The organism is Bacillus sp. VT 712 (assembly GCF_001614195.1).
Classification (GTDB): domain Bacteria; phylum Bacillota; class Bacilli; order Bacillales; family Bacillaceae_H; genus Priestia; species Priestia flexa.
This window is the reverse complement of record NZ_LWBK01000049.1, coordinates 1-20,164: the sequence shown is the minus strand read 5'-3', so window position 1 is coordinate 20,164 and position 20,164 is coordinate 1. Positions and strand designations below refer to the sequence as shown.

The following is a 20,164-nucleotide window of genomic DNA, read 5'->3' as shown; positions in this document are numbered from 1 at the left end:
AGTAAGCGAAAAACGCTACAGATTAGCCGTTTTTTAAGGGCTTCGTTATGGAAACCGGCACATATCTGGATACGAAAGATTAAAGGAAAAACCGTTCCTTAAAAATAAATTGTCGTCGTCGCACAAGTCTAATTGTACATAATTTCCAAATGGATGGAGCCACCTTTAATAAGGTATTTACTTTTTTGGCTCTAAACAGGAAAAAACATTAAACTGAAAATTGCGTCAACATTTATGCAACACTAGTGATTTTACAGCTATAAATCACATCCATCTATTGGTACAAGCCGTTGTTAAATTAGATAATTTTTAAAAAATGGTCTATAATAAGACCATATATTTTGATAAAGAGAGGATTTTGTAAGTGGCGAATACACATACATTTACAAAAGGTGAAGAGATTGCGAATGCAATCACGCACGGAATTGGGGTCATTTTAAGCATTGTCGGACTCACTCTTCTTATTGTATTTTCTTCATTACAAGGTACACCTTGGCATATTGTTAGCTTTACGATTTATGGAATTACCATGTTATTACTATATGTATCATCAACGCTTGTTCACAGCTTTCCTGAAGGCAAGGTAAAAGATTTATTTGAAATCTTTGATCATTCCTCGATTTATTTATTTATCGCTGGAACCTATACACCGTTTTTATTCGTCATTGTGAAAGGAACAATGGGCTGGACCCTTTTTGCCGTTGTCTGGGGGATTGCAATTGCAGGAATTGTGTTTAAAGCTTTCTTCGTAAAGAAATTCCTCTTTATTTCAACAGTCCTATACGTGTTAATGGGTTGGATGATTGTCTTTGCATGGAACTCTTTAAAAGCAACATTAGAGACACCAGGCTTAGCATTGCTTGTTATTGGCGGAGTTCTTTATACAATCGGAGCTATTTTCTACGTATGGCGAGGCTTTCGCTTCCATCACATGATTTGGCATTTATTTGTACTTGGGGGCACAGTTACACATTTTCTGGCCGTTCTTTTATATGTATTACCGGTTGCGATTCAATAAAAAAGAGGCGATTTATCGCCTCTTTTTTATGGTCAAGACCCACCCGGTGTTACCAGTTGCTCACCTTGATACATTTCATAGACATACGGATTTTTTGGGCGGGCAATCGACTCAACTTTTTCTATCTTTAGGTACGGTAATGAAGCGCCATTATATGCTTCTTGGCCGATGGTTCCTTTTACTTTAATCCACTCGTCCGTTTCAAGCTTAGTAGCATCTGAAATGGTTGAAAGGGTTCCGTATACCGATGCATCCGCTACGCAGCAAGATAAGCCAAATCGAGCGACTACGAATTGGTCCTTTTTAAACCCCTCTTCTCGATACACAAAGCCTTTTATTTCAATCGTCTTGCCAACAAATTTCCCAACGTTTGTCTCGATGATATTCATGATTGGAATATATTCTTTATCACTTACTACAATATGATCTTGCTTGACTAGCTTAGCTTCTAATTTTTCATAATAGCCTTCTGGTACCTGCTGAGGTACGAAGCCTTCCGGGTGTTCTAAAGGAACTTCTCCATCTTCCTGCGGTTCTTCTACTTCCGCTCCTAGTACTTGATTCATATACTCTTCTAACTCGGCATCTGCGTTTTCCTGCAATTCTTGACGCTGCTCTGGCGTGGGCGTTTCTTTCACTCCTTCTGCAAACTTAATCCCTCTTTTTTCAGCCACTGAACTTCCTAATGAATGATTAGGCAATAAAAAGCCCGTCATAATTGGCAGTAAAAATAAGAGGTAAATAAACAAGGTCTTAAACTTCCCTTTTTCAAAATGATCATGCTCGCAAGCGCAGCTTCCCCCATCCTCTACCTTTATGCTGCTTCGCCAAATTTGCACAACTCCTAGGAGAAAGAATGTAATGCTAGAAAAATAAATAAACGGCATCATTTTGGGAGCAATAAAGTAAACCATTTGCTCCGTTAAAATAAGCTTAAACATTAAAAGCGCAAACCCAATTAAGAAAATGCCTCGGATATAGGTGATAAACTGTTCATCAATTCGCTTCATAATATCCTCCTCATCCCATTAACCATCCATAAACCATCACAACTCCGTAAACAATAACCGTAATCATTAGAATAAACCGGATAGCAAACTTCTTTTTGAAAAAGGCAAATAGCATAATTGTATTTTTCAAATCAATCATGGGTCCATATACTAAAAAGGCAAGCAACGCAGTCGGTGTAAACGTATGAGCAAAAGATGACGCAACAAAAGCATCTGCTTCCGAGCACAAGGAAAGCACGTAGGCAAATCCCATCATGACTGCAGAGGATACGTATTCATTGCTGGCTAAGCTGACAAGAACCTGCCGATCCAAAAACGTTTGAAACAGGCTTGCAACGAGCGCTCCAAATAATAAATATTTTCCCATATCAAAAAATTCATCGCTTGCATGATAAAGCGTTTGCTTCAGACGATTTCCTTTTCCATGATCTGAATGAACGTGGACGTGAACATCCTTAAGCTGATTTTGATTACGAAACGTCCAATAAATTGCTAACCCGATGAGTAAACAAACAATCACAGCAAGCCCCATTCGACTATATACGATAGATAAATCTGATTGAAATGCATAAAACGTAGAAGCAAATACAATTGGGTTTAGAATGGGTGCTCCTACTAAAATAACCATTCCAACATGCAGGGGCATTCCTTTTTTAAGCAGCCTTCTTACAACTGGAATAATAGCGCATTCACAAACCGGTAAGATAGCGCTGACTACAACGGCTGATACGAGTGCAAGATACGGATTTTTTGGAATCATTCGCTGAATCGCTCGCTCTGATATGAACACTTGAATAAGTGCTGATGCAAACACACCGAGCAAAATAAATGGTATAGCTTCAAAAACGATGCTTAAAAAGATGGTATTGACGTTCAATAAAGATGTGGGAATAGCTAAGTTACTTGTATCTATATCAACAAAGAAAAAACAATACCCAAACAACAGCAGCAGCAACACTCCAACTAACTCTTTACTTACTTTTGATAGCGTCATACTCTATCATCCACCTCCGGCTGTTCTATCATTTCAATTAAGTATTTTTATGTGAATCTATTAACTACCATATGAGGAATAGTAGAGTATTTATGCTAGAAATCATAAAAAGAGTTTGGGACATAACAAAATGATTGCTTCTAAAAGACAAACAATAGCTATGGCCATATCTTTAGATTAACTGTGCGATTTCAGTTTTTTCTCTATCTTCTGCAGGAGTCGAGTGCCTTACGCTCCATTCCTTTTTCCAAATTGGTTTTTCCGAATAAACAAAAAACCTAACCAATCAAAAGTTATAAACTTTTGATTGGTTAGGTTTAGTAGGGACTGCACTACTTATGTCTCAGTTCTCTGCTGCGTTAAAATAATTGTCCAAGCTGCTTAAAGAGCGTATACACACCCATAACAGCCATAATGACTACAACAAAAGAGCCGAAAATGGTAAGCCAAAGCGGATGCTTATAGTCACCTACAATCTTTTTCTTGTATGCAGCTACAAGCATTGTGCCAAGCGAAATTGGTAAGATTAGTCCATTTAGAGCACCTGCTAAAATTAAGAGGGTAACGGGTTGACCAATTGTTAAAAACACCAATGTTGATACAGTGATGAAACCGATAATGACCCAGTTTTCATATTGAGCAATTTTTTCATTGAATGATTTAATAAATGACACAGATGTATAAGCTGAACCGATGACGGATGTAATCGCAGCTACCGCCATTACGACACCAAACAGCTTATAGCCGACGTTTCCTGCTGCGAGCTGAAATACAGATGCAGGTGGGTTATCAGGGTTTAACGTAAATCCTTGACTGATTACGCCCAATGTTGCGAGAAAAAGAAAGATTCGAACGAGTGACGCTATGGTAATACCTGATACAGCACCTCTTGTTACTTCTGGAATGGCAGCTTTTCCTTTAATCCCTGCATCTAACAAGCGATGCCCGCCTGCAAACGTAATATAACCTCCCACCGTTCCACCTACTAGCGTTACGATTGCGATTACATCGATTTGATCCGGCATAAACGATTTAGCAATTGCTTCTCCTACAGGTGGAGAAGATGAAAAGGCGACATAAATCATCAGTAGAATCAAAACGCCCCCCATCAGCTGTGCAAATCGATCCATTAGCTTGCCAGCTTCTTTCACAAGAAACACTCCAATAGCAATAACTGCCGTAAGAATAGCTCCTACCTGCGGTGAGATGCCAAATAATACGTTGAGTCCTAATCCCGCTCCGCCCACGTTTCCAATATTAAACGCCAAGCCACCAATTACAATTAGAATAGCTAAAAATAAACCTAGCCCTGGTACAACCATATTGGCAATATCTTGCGCTCGCTTTTCTGAGACGGCAATGATTCGCCAAATATTTAGCTGAACTCCAATATCCAATAGGATAGAAAGTAGAATAACAAATCCAAAGCTAGCAGCTAGCGTTTGAGTAAACACCGTGGTTTGGGTTAAAAACCCTGGTCCTACAGCTGATGTCGCCATTAAGAACGCAGCGCCAAGTAAAACGCTCCAATTACGACTTTGTTTCATGCTGTCACCTCATTTTGTCTGAATGATAATTCCTTCTTTTTTAAGCTCTTGATGAATGGATTGTGCAAAAACAACAGCGCTTCGTCCATCTCCATGAATACAAACCGTATCTGCCTCAATTTTTATTTCCTCTCCTTGACGAGTATGTACTTTTCCTTTTTTAATCATCATAAGCACTTGATCAACGGCTCGTTGCTTATCGTGAATAACAGCTCCTTCCACTGTACGAGGCGTTAACGTACCATTTTGTTCATACGTTCGATCTGCAAATACTTCATTTGCAGTTGGTAACCCGATTCGCTTGCCAGCCGTGACAAGCTCACTTCCTGCTAGTCCGTACAGAATTACCTCTTCACCTATTGTATAAGCTGCTTCTGCGATTCCTTCCGCTAACTCTGCATTCACTGCTGCCATATTATATAATGCGCCATGAGGCTTTACATGATGCAGCGGTGCTCCTAAAGCGTGACAAAAAGCAGATAAGGCACCGATTTGATAAAGGGTTATGTCAAACGCTTCGCGTGCGGAAATAGCCATACTTCTCCGACCAAAACCATTTAAATCGGGTAGTCCTGGATGCGCGCCGATGGCCACATTTTCTCTACTTGCTAGCTCGACCGTTCGCTTCATAACGAAAGGATCTCCTCCGTGAAAACCGCAGGCAATATTAGCGGACGTTACGTACGGTAATATTGCTTCGTCATTTCCGATAACGTACGAACCAAAGCTTTCACCAAGATCACAGTTTAAATCGATTGTGAACATGCTAAAACCTCCTTTAATTTTTCATTCGTAACATTATTTTTAAGTGCTCAAGCAATCGCTCTTGCTTCATGAATCGTTCCTGAGCCGCTTGTAGTGAAATTTTCTGAAACTGCAGCTGTTTTCCAGGAGGTATTTGTGCAAGTGTAGAAAAATCAGCTGATGCAACCTGCCCAATTCTTGGGTAACCACCTGTTGTCTGATGATCAGCTAGTAGAATAATAGGCTGACCGTCACTTGGAACTTGAATGGTACCAAACGTAACGGCAGTTGATAATAGCTCCCGCTTGTTTGTTCGCTCCAGCATTGTACTCTCACTCTGTAATCGATACCCCATTCGATCTGATTGAGGAGTAACCGCATAGCTTGTGTCAAAAAAACCTGCCTTACTTTCTTTTGTAAACCAAGCGTATTCAGGTCCTTCAATAACTGAAATTGTTGGGTTTTCTTCATATCGCGGCAAAAAATCGGGATGAATGGTCCAAAATGCTTGCTTGAACGGCTTATCCGTTTGCTTATTTAGTAGCCGATTACGAATGACTTCTCCCATTTTTGTTTTAGGATGACAAAACAGCTGATCTCCCGCTTGCAACGCACGCCCTTTAAACCCGCCAACTTCTGGACGTAATGACGTCGATAAACTTCCCATCACTGGGTCAATAATAAACGAACCGGATATGGATAAATAAGCGCGACATCCTGATTTTGGAACACCAAATGCTAGCATACTGCCTTTTGATACAAAAACAGGGCGCCACATCTTAACAGGTTCACCATCAATTGTTGGTGACAAATCGCCTCCCGTAATTGCGATGAGCGTATCTTCTTCAAACCTAATCTTAGGTCCCATCAAGGTAATTTCTAGTGCTGCTTTTTCTTCTTCATTTCCAACAAGTAAGTTTGCAATTCGAAGAGCAAGAACATCCATCGCTCCACTCACGATAATTCCTTCCTTTTGAAACCCTTGTCTTCCTAAATCCTGAACAGTTGTTAGTAATCCTGGACGGATGATATTAACACTCATGGTCACCCTCCTTTTGAGCCACATATTCTTCTTTGGTAATCGGTATAAAACGAATGGAATCTCCTGCTTGCAAAAGAACCGGTTTATGGTCTAGCGGATTAAATAATGACAGTGGCGTTCGCCCAATGATTTGCCAACCTCCTGGTGTTTCAAGCGGATAAATACCTGTTTGTCCTCCTGCAATTCCAACTGACCCTTTTGGTATAGATGCCTGAGGTTTTTCCTTTCGTGGGGTGGCTAACCTTTCGTCCATTCCACCTAAGTATGGAAAGCCAGGAGCGAACCCAATCATATAAACTAGATAGTCTCCTGATGAGTGCACCTTGATTACTTCTTCTTCCGTTAGTTGATGATAGTTTGCAACATGGGCTAAATCCGGTCCAAACTCATCACCGTAGCAAACCGGTATTTCAACAATGCGAGATGTTAATTCACCTTCAGCTTTTGGGATTTGAAGAAGCGCTTCTACTTTACTTTTTACGATTTCATAGGGGGCTTTTCCAATTCGATTAAAAAAGTAGTGGGGCTTATAGTAAATCGTTACAGTTGTAAAAGCAGGTACATATTCAATCATGCCTTCAAAACGATTAGCTTCAAGAATTGCTATAAACTGCTGGATATTTGTATGTATTGTTGGATGAATAACCTCACCGAATGAGACAACGATGCCGCTATCTCCCAATGGATAAATGTTGTATTCAGTGTTCACTCGTTATCCACTCCTTTCTTCTCTTCTATTGTCTCTTGAATGTAATCGTTCAATTCCTACCTCAAAAAAATTACAGACTACGTTTCACTTAATCAAAAGAATCTCATTGTTTCAAGTTTTCAATCATAATTGTGCCAAAAGAAACAGATTACAATCTAGCCAAGCAAAAGAAAAAGCACTAAAGAACTAAGAGAATTTTCCTTCTCAGTTCTTTAAATGCCTCTTCTTGCGAAATCTACAAATCGAAATTTATCCAATCTGTGTCTCGATTCCGTATATTGAAATAAACTTGCATCGTTAAGATAAACATAATTTCGTACAACGACGATGTGGGTATAGTCTTTTAAATCTAAATAGCGCTCATCGTCTTCCGTTACTTCATCTACAGAAATTTCTTTTTTAGCAAAACTGATGCTTAAACCTACTTCTTTTTCTAAGTACTCATAGATAGACCCTTCACAAATTTCACGAGTTAAATGAGGAACCTTTTTTTGTAAAAAGAAATCTTTGTCTAAGATAATTTTTTCACCATCTATTGCACGTGCACGTACCACCTTCCAAACTGAGTCTCGCGATGTACTGTTTAGCTGCGTACACAACTCACTATCAGGCTTAATTAACTCAAATTCCTCAACCACTGTTCTTGATTCATGCCCAAGTTTTTCTGCCATCTCTTTAAAACTAACAAGACCTGAAATCGGAAAATCAAAGCGAGATACTTCTAAGACATAAGATCCCTTGCCTTTAATCTTTTGAATATAGCCGTTTTGTGATAAAAGGTTCAAGGCTTTTCGAATGGTTTCACGAGACGTGTTATACGTCACAACCAGCTCATTTTCTGAAGGTAGCTTCGTATGAGGCGGCCATTTCTTCTGTTTAATGTTTTCCACTAGTTCTTCATAGATTTGCATAAACTTATTTTCTTTCATGACTTCACCTACCTTCATTTATTTTATAAAAAGAACGATGAGCTGTCACTCATCGTTCACTTTTTAAGGCGATATACAATTGATTCATAAGGACGAAGCTGAACTTTAGCATACTCTAAAGCTGAATCATCATAGTTTGATAATAAAATTTCGCATTTGTATCCTTCAACATCAACCGTTTCAGGTAGTTCAAACGTTACGTCTTCCCCATAGAAATTATTCACTACGAGCAGCTTTTCATTAGCTCCGTTTCGCACGTATGCAAATAGCGCTGGGTGATCGCTTAAAATAAGCTCATAGTTTCCGCTTGTAATAATATCATACTGTTTTCTAAGCTTAATCAGCGCTTGGTAATGATAAAAAACGGATGTTTTATCTTCTAAAGCACGCTCTACATTTAATTCCCTATAGTTGGAAGCAACATTAATCCAAGGCGCTCCTGTCGTAAAACCCGCGTGCTCTTTATCATTCCACTGCACTGGTGTGCGCGAGTTGTCGCGAGACTTTGCTTTTAAGATTGAAATAATCTCTTTCTCACTCATGCCTTCGTTACGCTTAATGTCATAAATGTTAAGTGACTCTACGTCACGATAGTCGGAAATATCATTGAAACCTGGATTTGTCATCCCAATTTCTTCACCTTGATAAATATAAGGCGTACCTTGCATCATATGAATAGTCGTAGCAAGCATTTTAGCAGACTTCTCATGAAATTCCTTGTCGTTTCCATAGCGAGAAACTATCCTTGGCTGATCGTGGTTACACCAAAACAGTGCGTTCCACCCTCCACCTCTGTTCATCTCAACTTGCCATGTTGATAATATCTCTTTAAGCTTTAGAAAATCAAATTCACCTACTGACCACTTTTCACCATTAGGATAATCGACCTTTAAATGGTGAAAGTTAAACGTCATGCTTAATTCTTGGCGGTCGGGACGCGTATAGTTGATACAATGATCAATCGTGGTTGAAGACATTTCACCAACCGTCATACTATCGTATTTTGAAAACACTTCTTCGTTCATTTCTTTCATATACTCGTGAACACGAGGTCCATCTGTATAAAACTTACGACCGTCTCCAGGAGGAACCGTCCCGTCGTCATCTAAAAATCGCTGATCCTTCGAAATTAGGTTAATAACATCTAAGCGAAAGCCATCAACACCTTTTTCGAACCAAAAGTGCATCATATCATACACTTGCTTACGAACCGTTTCATTTTCCCAGTTTAGGTCCGCTTGGGTTACGTCGAACAAATGAAGATACGATTGATCCGTTAGTTCATCATGCTCCCACGCGGAACCGCCAAATTTAGAAATCCAGTTCGTAGGCGCAGAGCCATCTTCTTTTTCGTCTTTCCAAATGTAAAAATCACGGTACGGATTATCCTTTGATTTTCGCGCTTCCTGAAACCACTCATGCTCTGTTGATGTATGGTTTACTACAATATCCATAATGACTTTAATATCGCGACTATGAGCTTCTGTTAATAAGCGTTCAAAGTCTTCCATCGTTCCATACTCACTGTGAATTGAAAAATAATCACTAATATCGTATCCATTGTCGCGCTGAGGCGATTGATAAATTGGGGTAAGCCATACGACATCAACCCCAAGTGTATTTAAATAATCTAGCTTCTCTATAATTCCGTTAATATCTCCAACGCCATTCCCAGACGTATCATAAAAACTTTTCGGATAAATTTGATAAACAACCGACTTTTTCCACCACGGCTGCGTCATCTTCATCACCATCACTTTCTATACAAATCATTTTGTCATCATGCTTTTTTCTTTTGTAACGTTCCAAAAAGTAGCGTTAAAACAAACGGCACAACGACTACAATTGCCATCCCGATTAAAAAAGCTCCCCAATCACTTGGTAAAATGGATAGCGGTGCAGGAATTCCTCCCACTCCAATTGATGCTGCTTTTACCCCGTTCATTGTGACAATAACGCCTGCAATAGCGGAACCAATGATAGCTGAAATAAAAGCAAATCGATAGCGTAAGTTTACTCCAAACATAGCGGGCTCCGTAATTCCTAACCATGCAGATACTCCTGATGTTAATGATAATCCGCGCAGCTTTTCATCGTTTTTAGCTAATGTCATCATGGCAAATGCAGCTGACCCTTGCGCAATGTTTGATAATGCAACCATTGGCCATAAGAACGTGCCACCGATGCTACCAATCAGCTGAAGATCAACGGCTAAGAACGTATGATGCATTCCCGTAATAACAAGAGGTGCATACAACCCACCGTAAATGATACCACCGATAAACGGAGCTGTTTCAAACAGCCACACCACCCCTGCTGTAATGACGTTTCCCATCGCAAACGTTACAGGTCCAATGGCAATGAATGCAAGGAATCCAGTAACTAGTAGCGCAACAGGTGCTACAACTAAAAGCTGAAATCCATCTGGAATTCGCTTTCTTAAAAAGAGTTCAATTTTAGCAAGTACTAATGATGCAACTAATACAGGTAGTACTTGACCTTGATAGCCTACCTTTTCAACTTCTAACCCAAATAAGTTCCACGTATCAATGTTACCTTTTTGAAGTGCTTCACCATATCCCCATGCATTTAATAAGTCTGGGTGAACAAGCATTAATCCTAGCACAATACCTAGTAGCGGACTTCCTCCAAAACGATTAACAGCTGACCAACCAATGAGACCCGGTAAAAAGACAAATGCGGTATTTGATATCAAGTTGATCATACTCGCTAAATCTTTCCACTGTGTATGAACATCTACGAGAGACTTATCATCATAGAAGATTCCTGCCCCGGTTAAAATATTGTTAATCCCCATTAACAAACCAGCCGTTACGATGGCAGGTAAGATTGGGATAAAGATGTCAGCTAAGGTTTTAATAGCTCGCTGCAATGGGTTTAAATTTTTCGCAGCTTCATTTTTCACTTCTTCTTTTGATAATTCTCCGATACCTGTAATCGTTACCATTTCTTTGTATACTTTATCAACTGTTCCCTGACCAATGACCACCTGGAATTGTCCATTTGTTGAGAAGAAACCTTTGACTAAATCATGATTATTTAGCGCTTCTTCATTTACTTTCTTTTCATCATGCAGCACTAAGCGCAAGCGCGTTACGCAATGAGTTGCTGCTGAAATATTTTCTTTTCCCCCAACGGCTTCAATAATCTGCTCAACAGATGTACGATTTACAGCCATAATCCTCTTCCTCCTTGTTATCGCTTTCATCTCTTATAAAAAAGTACCCTTATTTTTAATTACCCTAACGCATAGAAAAAGATAGCGCATTCAAAACTTGTATATACATGTATTGTGTGTTCTATATTAACCTGTATATACAAGTTAGTCAACAGAAAAAAGCATTCTTTAAAAGAATGCCTCGGTTACACATGTGAATTTATCGTGTTTTTCTTTTGATTGAACCATTTGTCAATTAGACCGCTACCTAATAGTACACCCGCTACAATAAATAGGAAGCCAAATAGCTGAGCTGCTTGTATTTCTTCTTTTAAGAAAATAGCTGAGCTAACAAGCGCAAAAAAAGGATTTAAATTGACAAAAATAGATGACTCTGCCGGTCCAATATGTTGAACAGCTTGATTGTAGACCATATGCCCAAATGCTGTTGCGAGCAGCGCAGAACCTAAGAACAATAGCCACAAGTCCACTCTTGTTTGTGCCATCGTTTGTAATCCATTCGGCTCTAAAATAAAGCTAATCCCAAGTAAAAAAGCTGAACCGGTTACCAGCATCCACCCCGTCATCAAACGCGCATCCAACGTTGTTGAAGCACGTCGAATAAATACATAACTAATGGCTTGCGTTAAGATTGATAAAAAGACAAACAAATCACCCTTTGTTCCACCTGTGACCGCTCCGCTTCCAGCTAATACGATAAAAGCAACTCCAGAAAAACCGCTCACTACGCCGATAAATCGGAAAAATGTTAGCCTCGTACCTAAAAAGAAAACCGCGCAAATTGTCGTTAAAATTGGACTCAAGCCTAAAATTAACGCCCCGTTTGATGCACTGGTTTCTTTTAACCCCGTTGACAAAAAGAAGTGATGACAAACAACGTTAAAGAACCCAACCATCGTAATAAACAAAAGCTCTTTCAGGGTAATTTTGCGTAGTGACTTTGTGACTTTAAGAAAAACCAAAACGGCAATTCCCGCAAAAAGAATTCGAAAAGCCGTCATCGTAACGGGAGCAAATGCGCCTACGAGTAGCTTTAACGCAACGACGTTTACCCCCCATAGCAACATGACGAATACTAAAACACCGTAAATCTTATACTTATTCAATGACTCTCCCACCTAACCTACCGTTCTTATCCATTATTTTCAACTTCTCTATTGTAACGCTAATATAGTTGAATTTCTAGATATTCTTCACTCGAAATAATTACGAAAATCGACTCTTCGTGATATGATAGCGTAGCAATTACACAGAAAAAGGAGCGCTTATACATGATCGAGATACGACTCGCCGGCGACAGCAAAGAAATTGAAGAAATGATTAAAAGCTTCGAAAAGCATTACGATGTCAAACATCAATCTCTTGAATACAATCGAAGCAATAACCCAAAGTATGCGAATCGTAAAACGACGCGGGTTTATTTATCGATGGGGTTAAAACAAGGAAACTAATTTATCTTACTTTTACAAATACTTCAGTCTGTATTATAATTCCATTAATATTTCATAGATAGAAAGAGGTTACGACATGGATCAAACCATCGTTTTAGTTGGATTTATGGGCGTGGGGAAAACAACGATTGGACAAGCACTTGCCCGTAAACTCGATTTTCAATTTATTGATACGGACCAGCGTATTGAAGCCGAAATGGGCATGCAAACAACAGATATTTTTCGCGTTCACGGAGAAGCATTTTTTCGACAAAAAGAAAAAGAAACGATTACGCAGCTTGTAAAAAAGAAAAAGACTGTTTTGTCTCTTGGAGGAGGCGCTTTTTTACAAGCTGCCATTCGAGATACCTGCTTGCAAGACGGTATTGTTATTTGTTTATCTCTATCTTTTGACGGTTGGAAAGAACGGTTAGATGATTTACTTCCAACGCGCCCTGTTTTACAAGGAAAGAGTTTAGTGGAAATAGAAGAACTATTTTATAATCGCCAAGCTATTTATCAATCTCACCATAAAAAAGTTGTAACGGATGCCTTAACACCTGAAGAAGTGGCTGATGAAATTATTGAGTTTGTTCTTAAGAAAAACTAAAAGACGCCTTCTGCTTTCGTGCAGAAGGCGTCTTTTCTTAATGACTCATCATATAGAAGTTAATAAAAAAAGCAATTGTGATAATGTACATCATCCAGTGAATTTCTCGGTAGCGTCCAGTGAAGAGCTTAATAGCGGTATACGAAATAAAACCAAACGCCAACCCTTCAGCGATGCTGTAAGTTAACGGCATCATAATAATGGTTAAAAACGCTGGAACCACTTCCGTAAAATCATCAAAGTTGACGTTTTTAATATCGCTAAGCATTAAAGAGCCAATAATAATTAGCGCTGGCGCCGTTGCAACCGATGGAATAAAGTCGATTAACGGAGCGAAGAAAAGGGTACATAAAAACAGAACAGCTACCGTTAATGCTTTTAACCCAGTACGTCCACCTTCTGCAATTCCTGTTGCATTTTCGATGTACGTGTTTAAAGCTGTACTACCGAAGATAGCGCTCGCCATTGTTCCAACTGAATCCGCTGCTAATGCGCGATTTAAATTTGGAATCTTGCCGTTCTCATCAACTAAGTTTGCTTTTTTCGATAAACCAATTAGCGTTGCAAGCGTATCGAAAAGTTCTACAATTGTAAATGAGAAGACAACGGAAAAGATCCCGTAAGCGATGGCACCTTTTAAATCCATTTGCATAAACGTGTCACCAATTGTTGGTGGGGTCGCTGAAAACACGTCGCTGATAGCGGTTGGTGGTGCTTGAAACCCAACAACCATTGCTACTGCAGTCGTTGCAAAAATACTAATAATTAGCGCACCCTTTACGTGTTTAGCCATTAAAACAGCTGCCAAAATCAAACCGAATATTGTCAATAATGGCCCCTTGTCCAACACGTTTCCAACGCCAACAAATGTTGATTCATTGGCTACAACAAGCCCTGCATTTTTTAATCCTATAAACGCAACAAACAAACCAATTCCAACAGCAATTGATGCTTTTAGAACGTTGGGAATGGCATCGACGATTTTGCTACGAATACCGGTTACGGTTAATAAAAAGAATAAAATACCAGATATAAAGACAGCACCAAGAGCCGTTTGCCACGATAGGCCTTGTCCTAGCACAACCGAATACGTAAAGAATGCATTTAATCCCATACCAGGACCAGTAACGATTGGAAAGTTAGCCCATAGCGCCATAAGTATTGTACTGAATACAATGGCATAAATCGTTGCTGCTAACGCTGCTTCTTTCGGAATACCAGCGTCAGATAAAATAAGCGGATTGACGATAACCATGTAGCTAACGGTCATAAAAGTGGTTAAGCCCGCTAAAATTTCTTGTTTTGGCGTTGTTTGACGTTCCGAGAGTTTAAACACGCGCTCTAATATACTACTACGCTCCAAAACATGCGCCTCCCTGTTTATTGTTATAACATAACCTCAATCTGTGATGATCAGGCGTCTTGAACAACTAATTTCTTCATTAGAGCTCATACAAAAACATAATAAGCGGCAGAGAGAACTCCACCACTTATTATGGCTAGAATGTACACTTTTCACATCTTGAAGTAAAATCTTTTGTCCTATTATAGTCCTAATTATGAAAGATGCAAAGGCGGAAAACGTTATCATAATAAAACTTTTTATATTCTATTTATTTTTAATTTTCAAATTAACGATACTAGTAAAAAGTTTAGCTGCTTTTTTACGACGTAAGCAGCGCTACTCTTTTTAATAAACGCTCGATAGTGCCATTGGCTTCTTTTAAAACAATTCTCTCATCAATTGTTTTTAAGACTCGGTTATCCATCACAATTTGGCCATCCACCATCGTTATTTCCACATCTCCTCGCGTAGCTGAATAAACAACGCGCGAGATTGGGTCCACACCATATGATGGAAACGTATGAAGCTGATAAAGGTTCAGCATAGCTAAGTCGGCTTTTTTCCCAACCTCAATACTTCCAATTTCATTTTCAAGCCCAACAGCTTTGGCTCCACCAATCGTTGCCATTTCAAGCACATGCTTCGCATTCATCGCTGTAGGTCCATAGGACGGCTTATGAATCGTTGCTGCAAGGCGCATTTCATTAAACATATCGAGGTTATTATTACAAGGCGCGCCATCTGCTCCTAAACTTAGACAAATGCCCTGTTCATGAAGATGTGGAATCTCAGCAAATCCCGAAGCAAGTTTCATATTTGAGCCTGGGCAATGACTCACCTTTACTCCTCTATCTTTAATCACTGCCTTTTCCTGGTCATTCAGCCAGACGCAGTGTGCTAAAATTAACCGCTCATTGGCTAACCCTAAGTGATCTAAGTATAAAATATTTCGCATGCCTGTTTCTTCTTCTACAATTCGAATTTCCTCCTGGTTTTCAGACGCATGCGTATGTACATGCACACCGTAAGTCGCGGATAAGTGCGCAACTTCTCTTAGTAAATCTTCCGTACACGAAATAACAAATCGGGGAGAAAACGCGTACTGAATGCGGTCATTATAAGATCCGTGCCATTTCTCAAGCAGCTTAACACTTTCCGCAATTGAGGAAGCGGTTGTTTCCTGTAATGTTTTTGGCATGTTGTCCGCCTTTTTATCCATCATTACTTTACCAGCAATGGCGCGAATACCACTTTGTGCAATAGCTTCAAATGCCGAATCAGTATGATGCACGGTTTCCATATCCACGATAGTTGTAGTGCCACTTTTAATGAGCTCGCCAATACCTAATAATGCGGAGTAATAAATAGATTCTTCATCATGCGCAGCTTCTAAAGGCCATATTTTCTTTTGAAGCCAATCCATCAACTCCAAGTCATCGCCTTGTCCGCGAAACATCGTTTGGCATAAATGAATGTGAGTATGAATGAAACCAGGAACAATTGTCCGATTTGTTCCATCAATGACTTTATCGACTTTTTCCGGTGATAACCCTTTACCAATGGCAGCGATACGGTCTCCTACTATGTATAGATCTCCATATACAATGTCATTCTTTTCATTCATCGTAATAATTTCCGCGTTTTTAATTAAAATATGCTGCATTCCTTCAAGCCCCCTACTCTCTCTTTAAATCCATCGTTCTCTTGCGTTTCATTATATATCAAAAATAACTAATTATTCTGTCTATTGAAAAGGTAAAAAAAATTCCTAGCTGATTTACGCAGCTAGGAAGGTGGATCCACGAAAAATCCCAAGTCCCTTTTTCAAGAGGTTATACGAAATCGCAGGAGAATAATGTGATCTTGAATACATCATATTCTCTTTTTAACAGTAATGCCAGGAAAATGTCAGAAAACCTTACATACTTTTTTATATTTACATTTCTCCGATGTATTTCAACACATTTATTATTAAATTGTTTTAAAAGAAATTTGTCGTTTTTCCAGGAAAATATGGTAAAGTAATAGTCGTTACGATTCTATTTACCTAGTAATTATGGAAAGGGCCGATACCAAATGTTAAAAAAAGAAATGCTTTTTTGTGTATCAATCATACTTTTAGGCTTCACTTTTTTTGCAACAAAACCCGCTTCAGCAATGAGTACGGGATCTGAGCGATATACTATTTCTTCATATGTTGCTTATCTTAATACCCAGGGAGAGTCAGATTCAGCAGAGCAATTTTCAGCTTTATCTCCTGAACAGCAAGAAAAAGTTATCTACTACTTAAATCACCCAGACGAGCTACTTAATTCTATTGAAGTAACGGAATCCGTTGATTACGATGACGCGCCTACAAGCAATACAGCAGTAGCATCTGCATATGCAACGTCACGTTTTTCCACATTATCGTCTGGTGTATCACGCACGGCTTCCTATACAGCACAGTATAAAATTGCAGGGTTTACTACTACGCAAGTGAAAGCTACAGTCTATTATTCCACAAGTGGATCTAACGTTACGTCCGTACAAAGTGTGAGCGGAAAAGTTGTGAAAAACGTCAATCCCCTAGTCTCAATTTCAAAACAAAATTCCAAAACATGGGTCTCTTCTAACCGTGCTTACGGACAAATTGATTGGAATTGGAAGGTTGGGTTCAAAACAGCTGGTGTAAAGCGTCAAACTGTATATGGTACAGCCAGCGGTTCATCAGGTGGTTCATCTTCTACTCTTTAAATGAATGGAGGAGGTATTCCTTATGAAGAAATTGTCGCTGTGGATCATCGGTATCACAATTGCGCTGCTTCTTTTGTTTATTATAGCAGGGTATGCTTCTTTCTATAGCAACTAAGGCAGATTATATTGGTTCACTTCTACTCTTTATCATAGGAAGAGGCTGGGACATAAGTAATTCAGCCAATGATAAACCTGAACGATTGAGAGTTTCTCACTTTTAATCGTTCAGGTTTTTTGTTGATTGTGAAAACAATGTTGGAAACAGGGTGGAATGGAGCGTAGGACACTCGACTCCTGCGGGAAAGAGAGGGAAAACGGAGATCCCGCAGCGCAGCGAGGAAGCTCAGGTTCCTCCCCGCGGAAAGCGAGTGGCCGTAGCGCAATGGAACGAACGTGTTCAGACAAACCAAAAAGATTGGAACAGCTATTGTTCGTCTCTTAGAAGCAATCATTTTGTTATGTCCCAAACTCTTTTCTTAACCAATGTATGTGCTTGAGCCTATTTGACTCACAACAAGAGGGAGCTTATCGTAATCAACTTCAACGAGGACATCACGATGAACATAAAATTGGCTAAGGTAGCGGAAACCAACACGCGTAATGTATGACGTTAAGTAAGCAGACTCTGTTGCGTTTTCTTTTCTCTTTTTATTTAGCAGTTCAATAATTCCTTCAGCGGATTTAACGCCTACGCCGTGTCCAAAATACAAGTTGTCCCCAACGATAATCGTATTTTCACCTTGCCATTGAGGGGTATCTTCATGGTAATCAGGGTTTTTGAAATAAGCGCAGTCTCCCTCTAAAAAATCATAACCATGATGATTTTGAAGATTTAAATCTTCATCAAAATTACCGCTATATAATACTAAATTCGTAAATAATTGATTAAAATCCCTCTCTCCAATACTCTCCAACACACCTTTATAAAAAACCATAACAATCGCAACCGCACATTCAAACGCATAGAGCGAACCATTAAAGAAAATATCGTTTAATGCGACGGATGGCAACACGTTCTCTTTTAGCTTAAATCCTCCTTTTTCGGTTCGAAGCCAATATGTTTCGTTACATTCAGATTCTTTAAAAGTTGCAAATCTCGCACCACTTCTATACAACAGATACGATGCTTCTACAATTCGTAGGCGGGTAGTCAGCTCAAAATCTAACTGCATAATATTGTCATACCGATAAATTGTTTGATACTGAGCCATTTTTCTCAAAATCTGTGCTTTATTAGCTTCAAGCATGCTATATGGTACTGCATTCATATTTAATGCACGCCCCTGCACAATAATAATAAGTGCGTCCCCCTTTCACTTACGTTCTTTTTATCATACGAGTGAAAGAGAGCTTTTATGAGAACGAAAGAAAAGATGTATTCTAGTCTAGCTCTGCCTGCCTCTTCGTAAATTCGTCTTTTATAGCACAAAGCGTGTCCTCTTCAGTTAATAAACGTAAGCCAATGAGAGCAAGACCTTTTGTCCCTTGAAGTAACCCTTTGTCACCTTCTGGAGATTTAGCTGCTTCACGAAATTCATCAGTGTGCCAAGCCAGCGTTTCAGCACCGATTTTGATATAAGGGTGAATAGTTGGTACCACTTGACTAACATTTCCTGCATCAGATGAGCCAATTCCAGGCTTATGCGCCGTATCTACGTCTTCGCCTAATTCTGTAAATACTTCTTCAAATACTCGATCAAAAGCGCGGTTTAGTTGAATATGATCTACTTTATTTTGAATGAAATATGCGTTAAGTTTAGCACCAGTTGCCATAGCCGCTCCCTTTGCGATTTGCTGTACTCTCTCCGTCACTTGATCACACTCTTTACGCGTTTGTGCGCGAATATAAAAGCGCGCTTTTGCATAGTCAGGAACAATATTGGGAGCCGTTCCTCCGTCTGTAATAATGCCGTGAATTTTCACACCATCCTTTACATGTTGACGAAGTGCGTTCACTCCATTGAATAACTGAATAACCGCATCTAACGCGTTAATGCCTTCTTCAGGAGCTGATGCTGCGTGAGATGCCTGTCCATAAAACTCAAAATCAATAGGATCCACAGCTAGCGTTGTCCCTGTAATACACGTTTCTTTTCCAGGGTGAACCATCATGCAAGCATTTAAGTCTTGCACAAGGCCCGCTTTCACAAAGCTTCCTTTTGCACTTCCATTCGGTCCACCTTCTTCCGCTGGGGTGCCCAACACAACAAGCTCTCCTCCTATTTCGTCAAGCACTTGGCTAAGCGCAATGGCTGCTCCTACGCTAGTTGTTCCAATAATGTTATGACCACAAGCATGTCCAAGCCCTGGAAGCGCATCATACTCCGCAAGAAATCCAATTCTCGGTCCTTTTCTTGCGGATGCTTTTTTTGCTAAAAATGCTGTATCATGTCCAGCTACCCCGCGTTCCACGGTAAAGTCTGCTTCTTCTAGCAGCTTACATAAGAGATAAGATGCAAATTTCTCTTCATTTCCGATTTCAGGATGGTCGTGGATTGCATGACTTGTATCTATGTAAGTTTGAGCTTGTTGGTTAATATACTCAATAACGCTTTCTTTAAGCTTTTCTATCTGTAAATTCATTCTTACACCCCATTTACTAAAAATAAAAGAGGCTGGGACAAAAGGTCTCTATAATCGAAAAAAGGTGAAGTCGCCGGTGCGACTTCGCCTTTTTTCAATTATTTTAAAGATATAAAGGCAAGATCTCACCCCCTTGCCACATATTTTCGTATATTCACGGCCATTAGTGCGAGGCCGGTTTCGTTTTCGACTTTGGATTTCCCACGAACAGAAAATCGTGTGAAACCTAAATTAGCCTTCAAGAATCCAAAAACTGGCTCCACGTCCA

The 20,164-nt window shown here is 39.6% G+C and carries 19 protein-coding genes; 4 read left to right on the top strand and 15 right to left on the bottom strand.

Features of this window, described 5'->3' with window-relative positions:
• Nucleotides 1–364: 364 nt before the first annotated feature.
• Complete coding sequence (gene trhA / locus A2U94_RS17775; RefSeq protein WP_025908251.1) at nucleotides 365–1,018, top strand: PAQR family membrane homeostasis protein TrhA; 654 nt, start codon at nucleotides 365–367, stop codon at nucleotides 1,016–1,018.
• A 32-nt stretch (nucleotides 1,019–1,050) separates the two neighbouring features.
• Here trhA and A2U94_RS17770 read toward each other — a convergent pair whose 3' ends face one another.
• The 10 genes from A2U94_RS17770 to A2U94_RS17725 all read right to left on the bottom strand — a co-directional run bounded on the left by A2U94_RS17770 (nucleotide 1,051) and on the right by A2U94_RS17725 (nucleotide 12,298).
• Nucleotides 1,051–2,028, bottom strand: coding sequence for a TIGR03943 family putative permease subunit (locus A2U94_RS17770; RefSeq protein ID WP_025908252.1), 978 nt, complete (start codon nucleotides 2,026–2,028; stop codon nucleotides 1,051–1,053).
• Between the two features lie 10 nt (nucleotides 2,029–2,038).
• Nucleotides 2,039–3,022 carry a permease gene (locus tag A2U94_RS17765; RefSeq protein ID WP_025908253.1) on the bottom strand — a complete coding sequence of 328 codons (984 nt, stop codon included), beginning with the start codon at nucleotides 3,020–3,022 and terminating at the stop codon, nucleotides 2,039–2,041.
• Between the two features lie 359 nt (nucleotides 3,023–3,381).
• A complete protein-coding gene (locus tag A2U94_RS17760) occupies nucleotides 3,382–4,569 on the bottom strand; it encodes an NRAMP family divalent metal transporter (protein WP_025908254.1) in 1,188 nt (395 codons plus the stop codon).
• 9 nt (nucleotides 4,570–4,578) lie between these two features.
• Nucleotides 4,579–5,334, bottom strand: coding sequence for a LamB/YcsF family protein (locus A2U94_RS17755; RefSeq protein WP_025908255.1), 756 nt, complete (start codon nucleotides 5,332–5,334; stop codon nucleotides 4,579–4,581).
• 13 nt (nucleotides 5,335–5,347) lie between these two features.
• A complete protein-coding gene (locus tag A2U94_RS17750; RefSeq protein WP_025908256.1) occupies nucleotides 5,348–6,355 on the bottom strand; it encodes a 5-oxoprolinase subunit C family protein in 1,008 nt (335 codons plus the stop codon).
• On the bottom strand, nucleotides 6,345–7,064 hold the full coding sequence (gene pxpB, locus A2U94_RS17745; protein ID WP_025908257.1) for a 5-oxoprolinase subunit PxpB: 720 nt from the start codon (nucleotides 7,062–7,064) through the stop codon (nucleotides 6,345–6,347). Before pxpB ends, A2U94_RS17750 begins: the two co-directional genes overlap by 11 nt.
• 212 nt (nucleotides 7,065–7,276) lie before the next feature.
• The gene (gene treR, locus A2U94_RS17740; RefSeq protein ID WP_025908258.1) at nucleotides 7,277–7,993 is read right to left on the bottom strand and encodes a trehalose operon repressor; all 717 of its coding nucleotides are present in this window, start codon (nucleotides 7,991–7,993) and stop codon (nucleotides 7,277–7,279) included.
• A gap of 56 nt (nucleotides 7,994–8,049) precedes the next feature.
• Nucleotides 8,050–9,735, bottom strand: a complete 1,686-nt coding sequence (gene treC, locus A2U94_RS17735) for an alpha,alpha-phosphotrehalase (protein ID WP_025908259.1) — start codon at nucleotides 9,733–9,735, stop codon at nucleotides 8,050–8,052.
• Between the two features lie 38 nt (nucleotides 9,736–9,773).
• On the bottom strand, nucleotides 9,774–11,192 hold the full coding sequence (treP, locus tag A2U94_RS17730) for a PTS system trehalose-specific EIIBC component (protein ID WP_025908260.1): 1,419 nt from the start codon (nucleotides 11,190–11,192) through the stop codon (nucleotides 9,774–9,776).
• A gap of 185 nt (nucleotides 11,193–11,377) precedes the next feature.
• Nucleotides 11,378–12,298 carry a DMT family transporter gene (locus A2U94_RS17725; RefSeq protein WP_025908261.1) on the bottom strand — a complete coding sequence of 307 codons (921 nt, stop codon included), beginning with the start codon at nucleotides 12,296–12,298 and terminating at the stop codon, nucleotides 11,378–11,380.
• Nucleotides 12,299–12,463: 165 nt separating this feature from the next.
• Between A2U94_RS17725 and A2U94_RS17720 the strand changes: the two genes are divergently transcribed.
• Nucleotides 12,464–12,643, top strand: a complete 180-nt coding sequence (locus tag A2U94_RS17720; RefSeq protein WP_025908262.1) for a YvzF family protein — start codon at nucleotides 12,464–12,466, stop codon at nucleotides 12,641–12,643.
• Nucleotides 12,644–12,719: 76 nt separating this feature from the next.
• Nucleotides 12,720–13,232, top strand: a complete 513-nt coding sequence (locus A2U94_RS17715; protein WP_025908263.1) for a shikimate kinase — start codon at nucleotides 12,720–12,722, stop codon at nucleotides 13,230–13,232.
• A 37-nt stretch (nucleotides 13,233–13,269) separates the two neighbouring features.
• On the opposite strand, the gene A2U94_RS17710 is transcribed toward A2U94_RS17715, so the two are convergent.
• Nucleotides 13,270–14,595, bottom strand: coding sequence for an NCS2 family permease (locus A2U94_RS17710; RefSeq protein ID WP_025908264.1), 1,326 nt, complete (start codon nucleotides 14,593–14,595; stop codon nucleotides 13,270–13,272).
• A gap of 301 nt (nucleotides 14,596–14,896) precedes the next feature.
• A complete protein-coding gene (locus A2U94_RS17705) occupies nucleotides 14,897–16,240 on the bottom strand; it encodes a 5'-deoxyadenosine deaminase (protein ID WP_025908265.1) in 1,344 nt (447 codons plus the stop codon).
• Between the two features lie 413 nt (nucleotides 16,241–16,653).
• Between A2U94_RS17705 and A2U94_RS17700 the strand changes: the two genes are divergently transcribed.
• On the top strand, nucleotides 16,654–17,313 hold the full coding sequence (locus tag A2U94_RS17700) for a hypothetical protein (RefSeq protein ID WP_025908266.1): 660 nt from the start codon (nucleotides 16,654–16,656) through the stop codon (nucleotides 17,311–17,313).
• A gap of 476 nt (nucleotides 17,314–17,789) precedes the next feature.
• Here the strand turns inward: A2U94_RS17700 and A2U94_RS17695 are convergent, their stop codons facing one another.
• The 3 genes from A2U94_RS17695 to A2U94_RS20880 form a co-directional block, all read right to left on the bottom strand.
• Nucleotides 17,790–18,602 (bottom strand): protein-glutamine gamma-glutamyltransferase, encoded by an 813-nt coding sequence (locus A2U94_RS17695; RefSeq protein ID WP_268746973.1) that lies wholly within the window; start codon nucleotides 18,600–18,602, stop codon nucleotides 17,790–17,792.
• A gap of 91 nt (nucleotides 18,603–18,693) precedes the next feature.
• A complete protein-coding gene (locus A2U94_RS17690; protein ID WP_025907286.1) occupies nucleotides 18,694–19,896 on the bottom strand; it encodes a M20 family metallopeptidase in 1,203 nt (400 codons plus the stop codon).
• 125 nt (nucleotides 19,897–20,021) lie between these two features.
• On the bottom strand, nucleotides 20,022–20,164 hold a 143-nt coding region (locus A2U94_RS20880), incomplete at its 5' end, for a transposase (protein WP_156482285.1).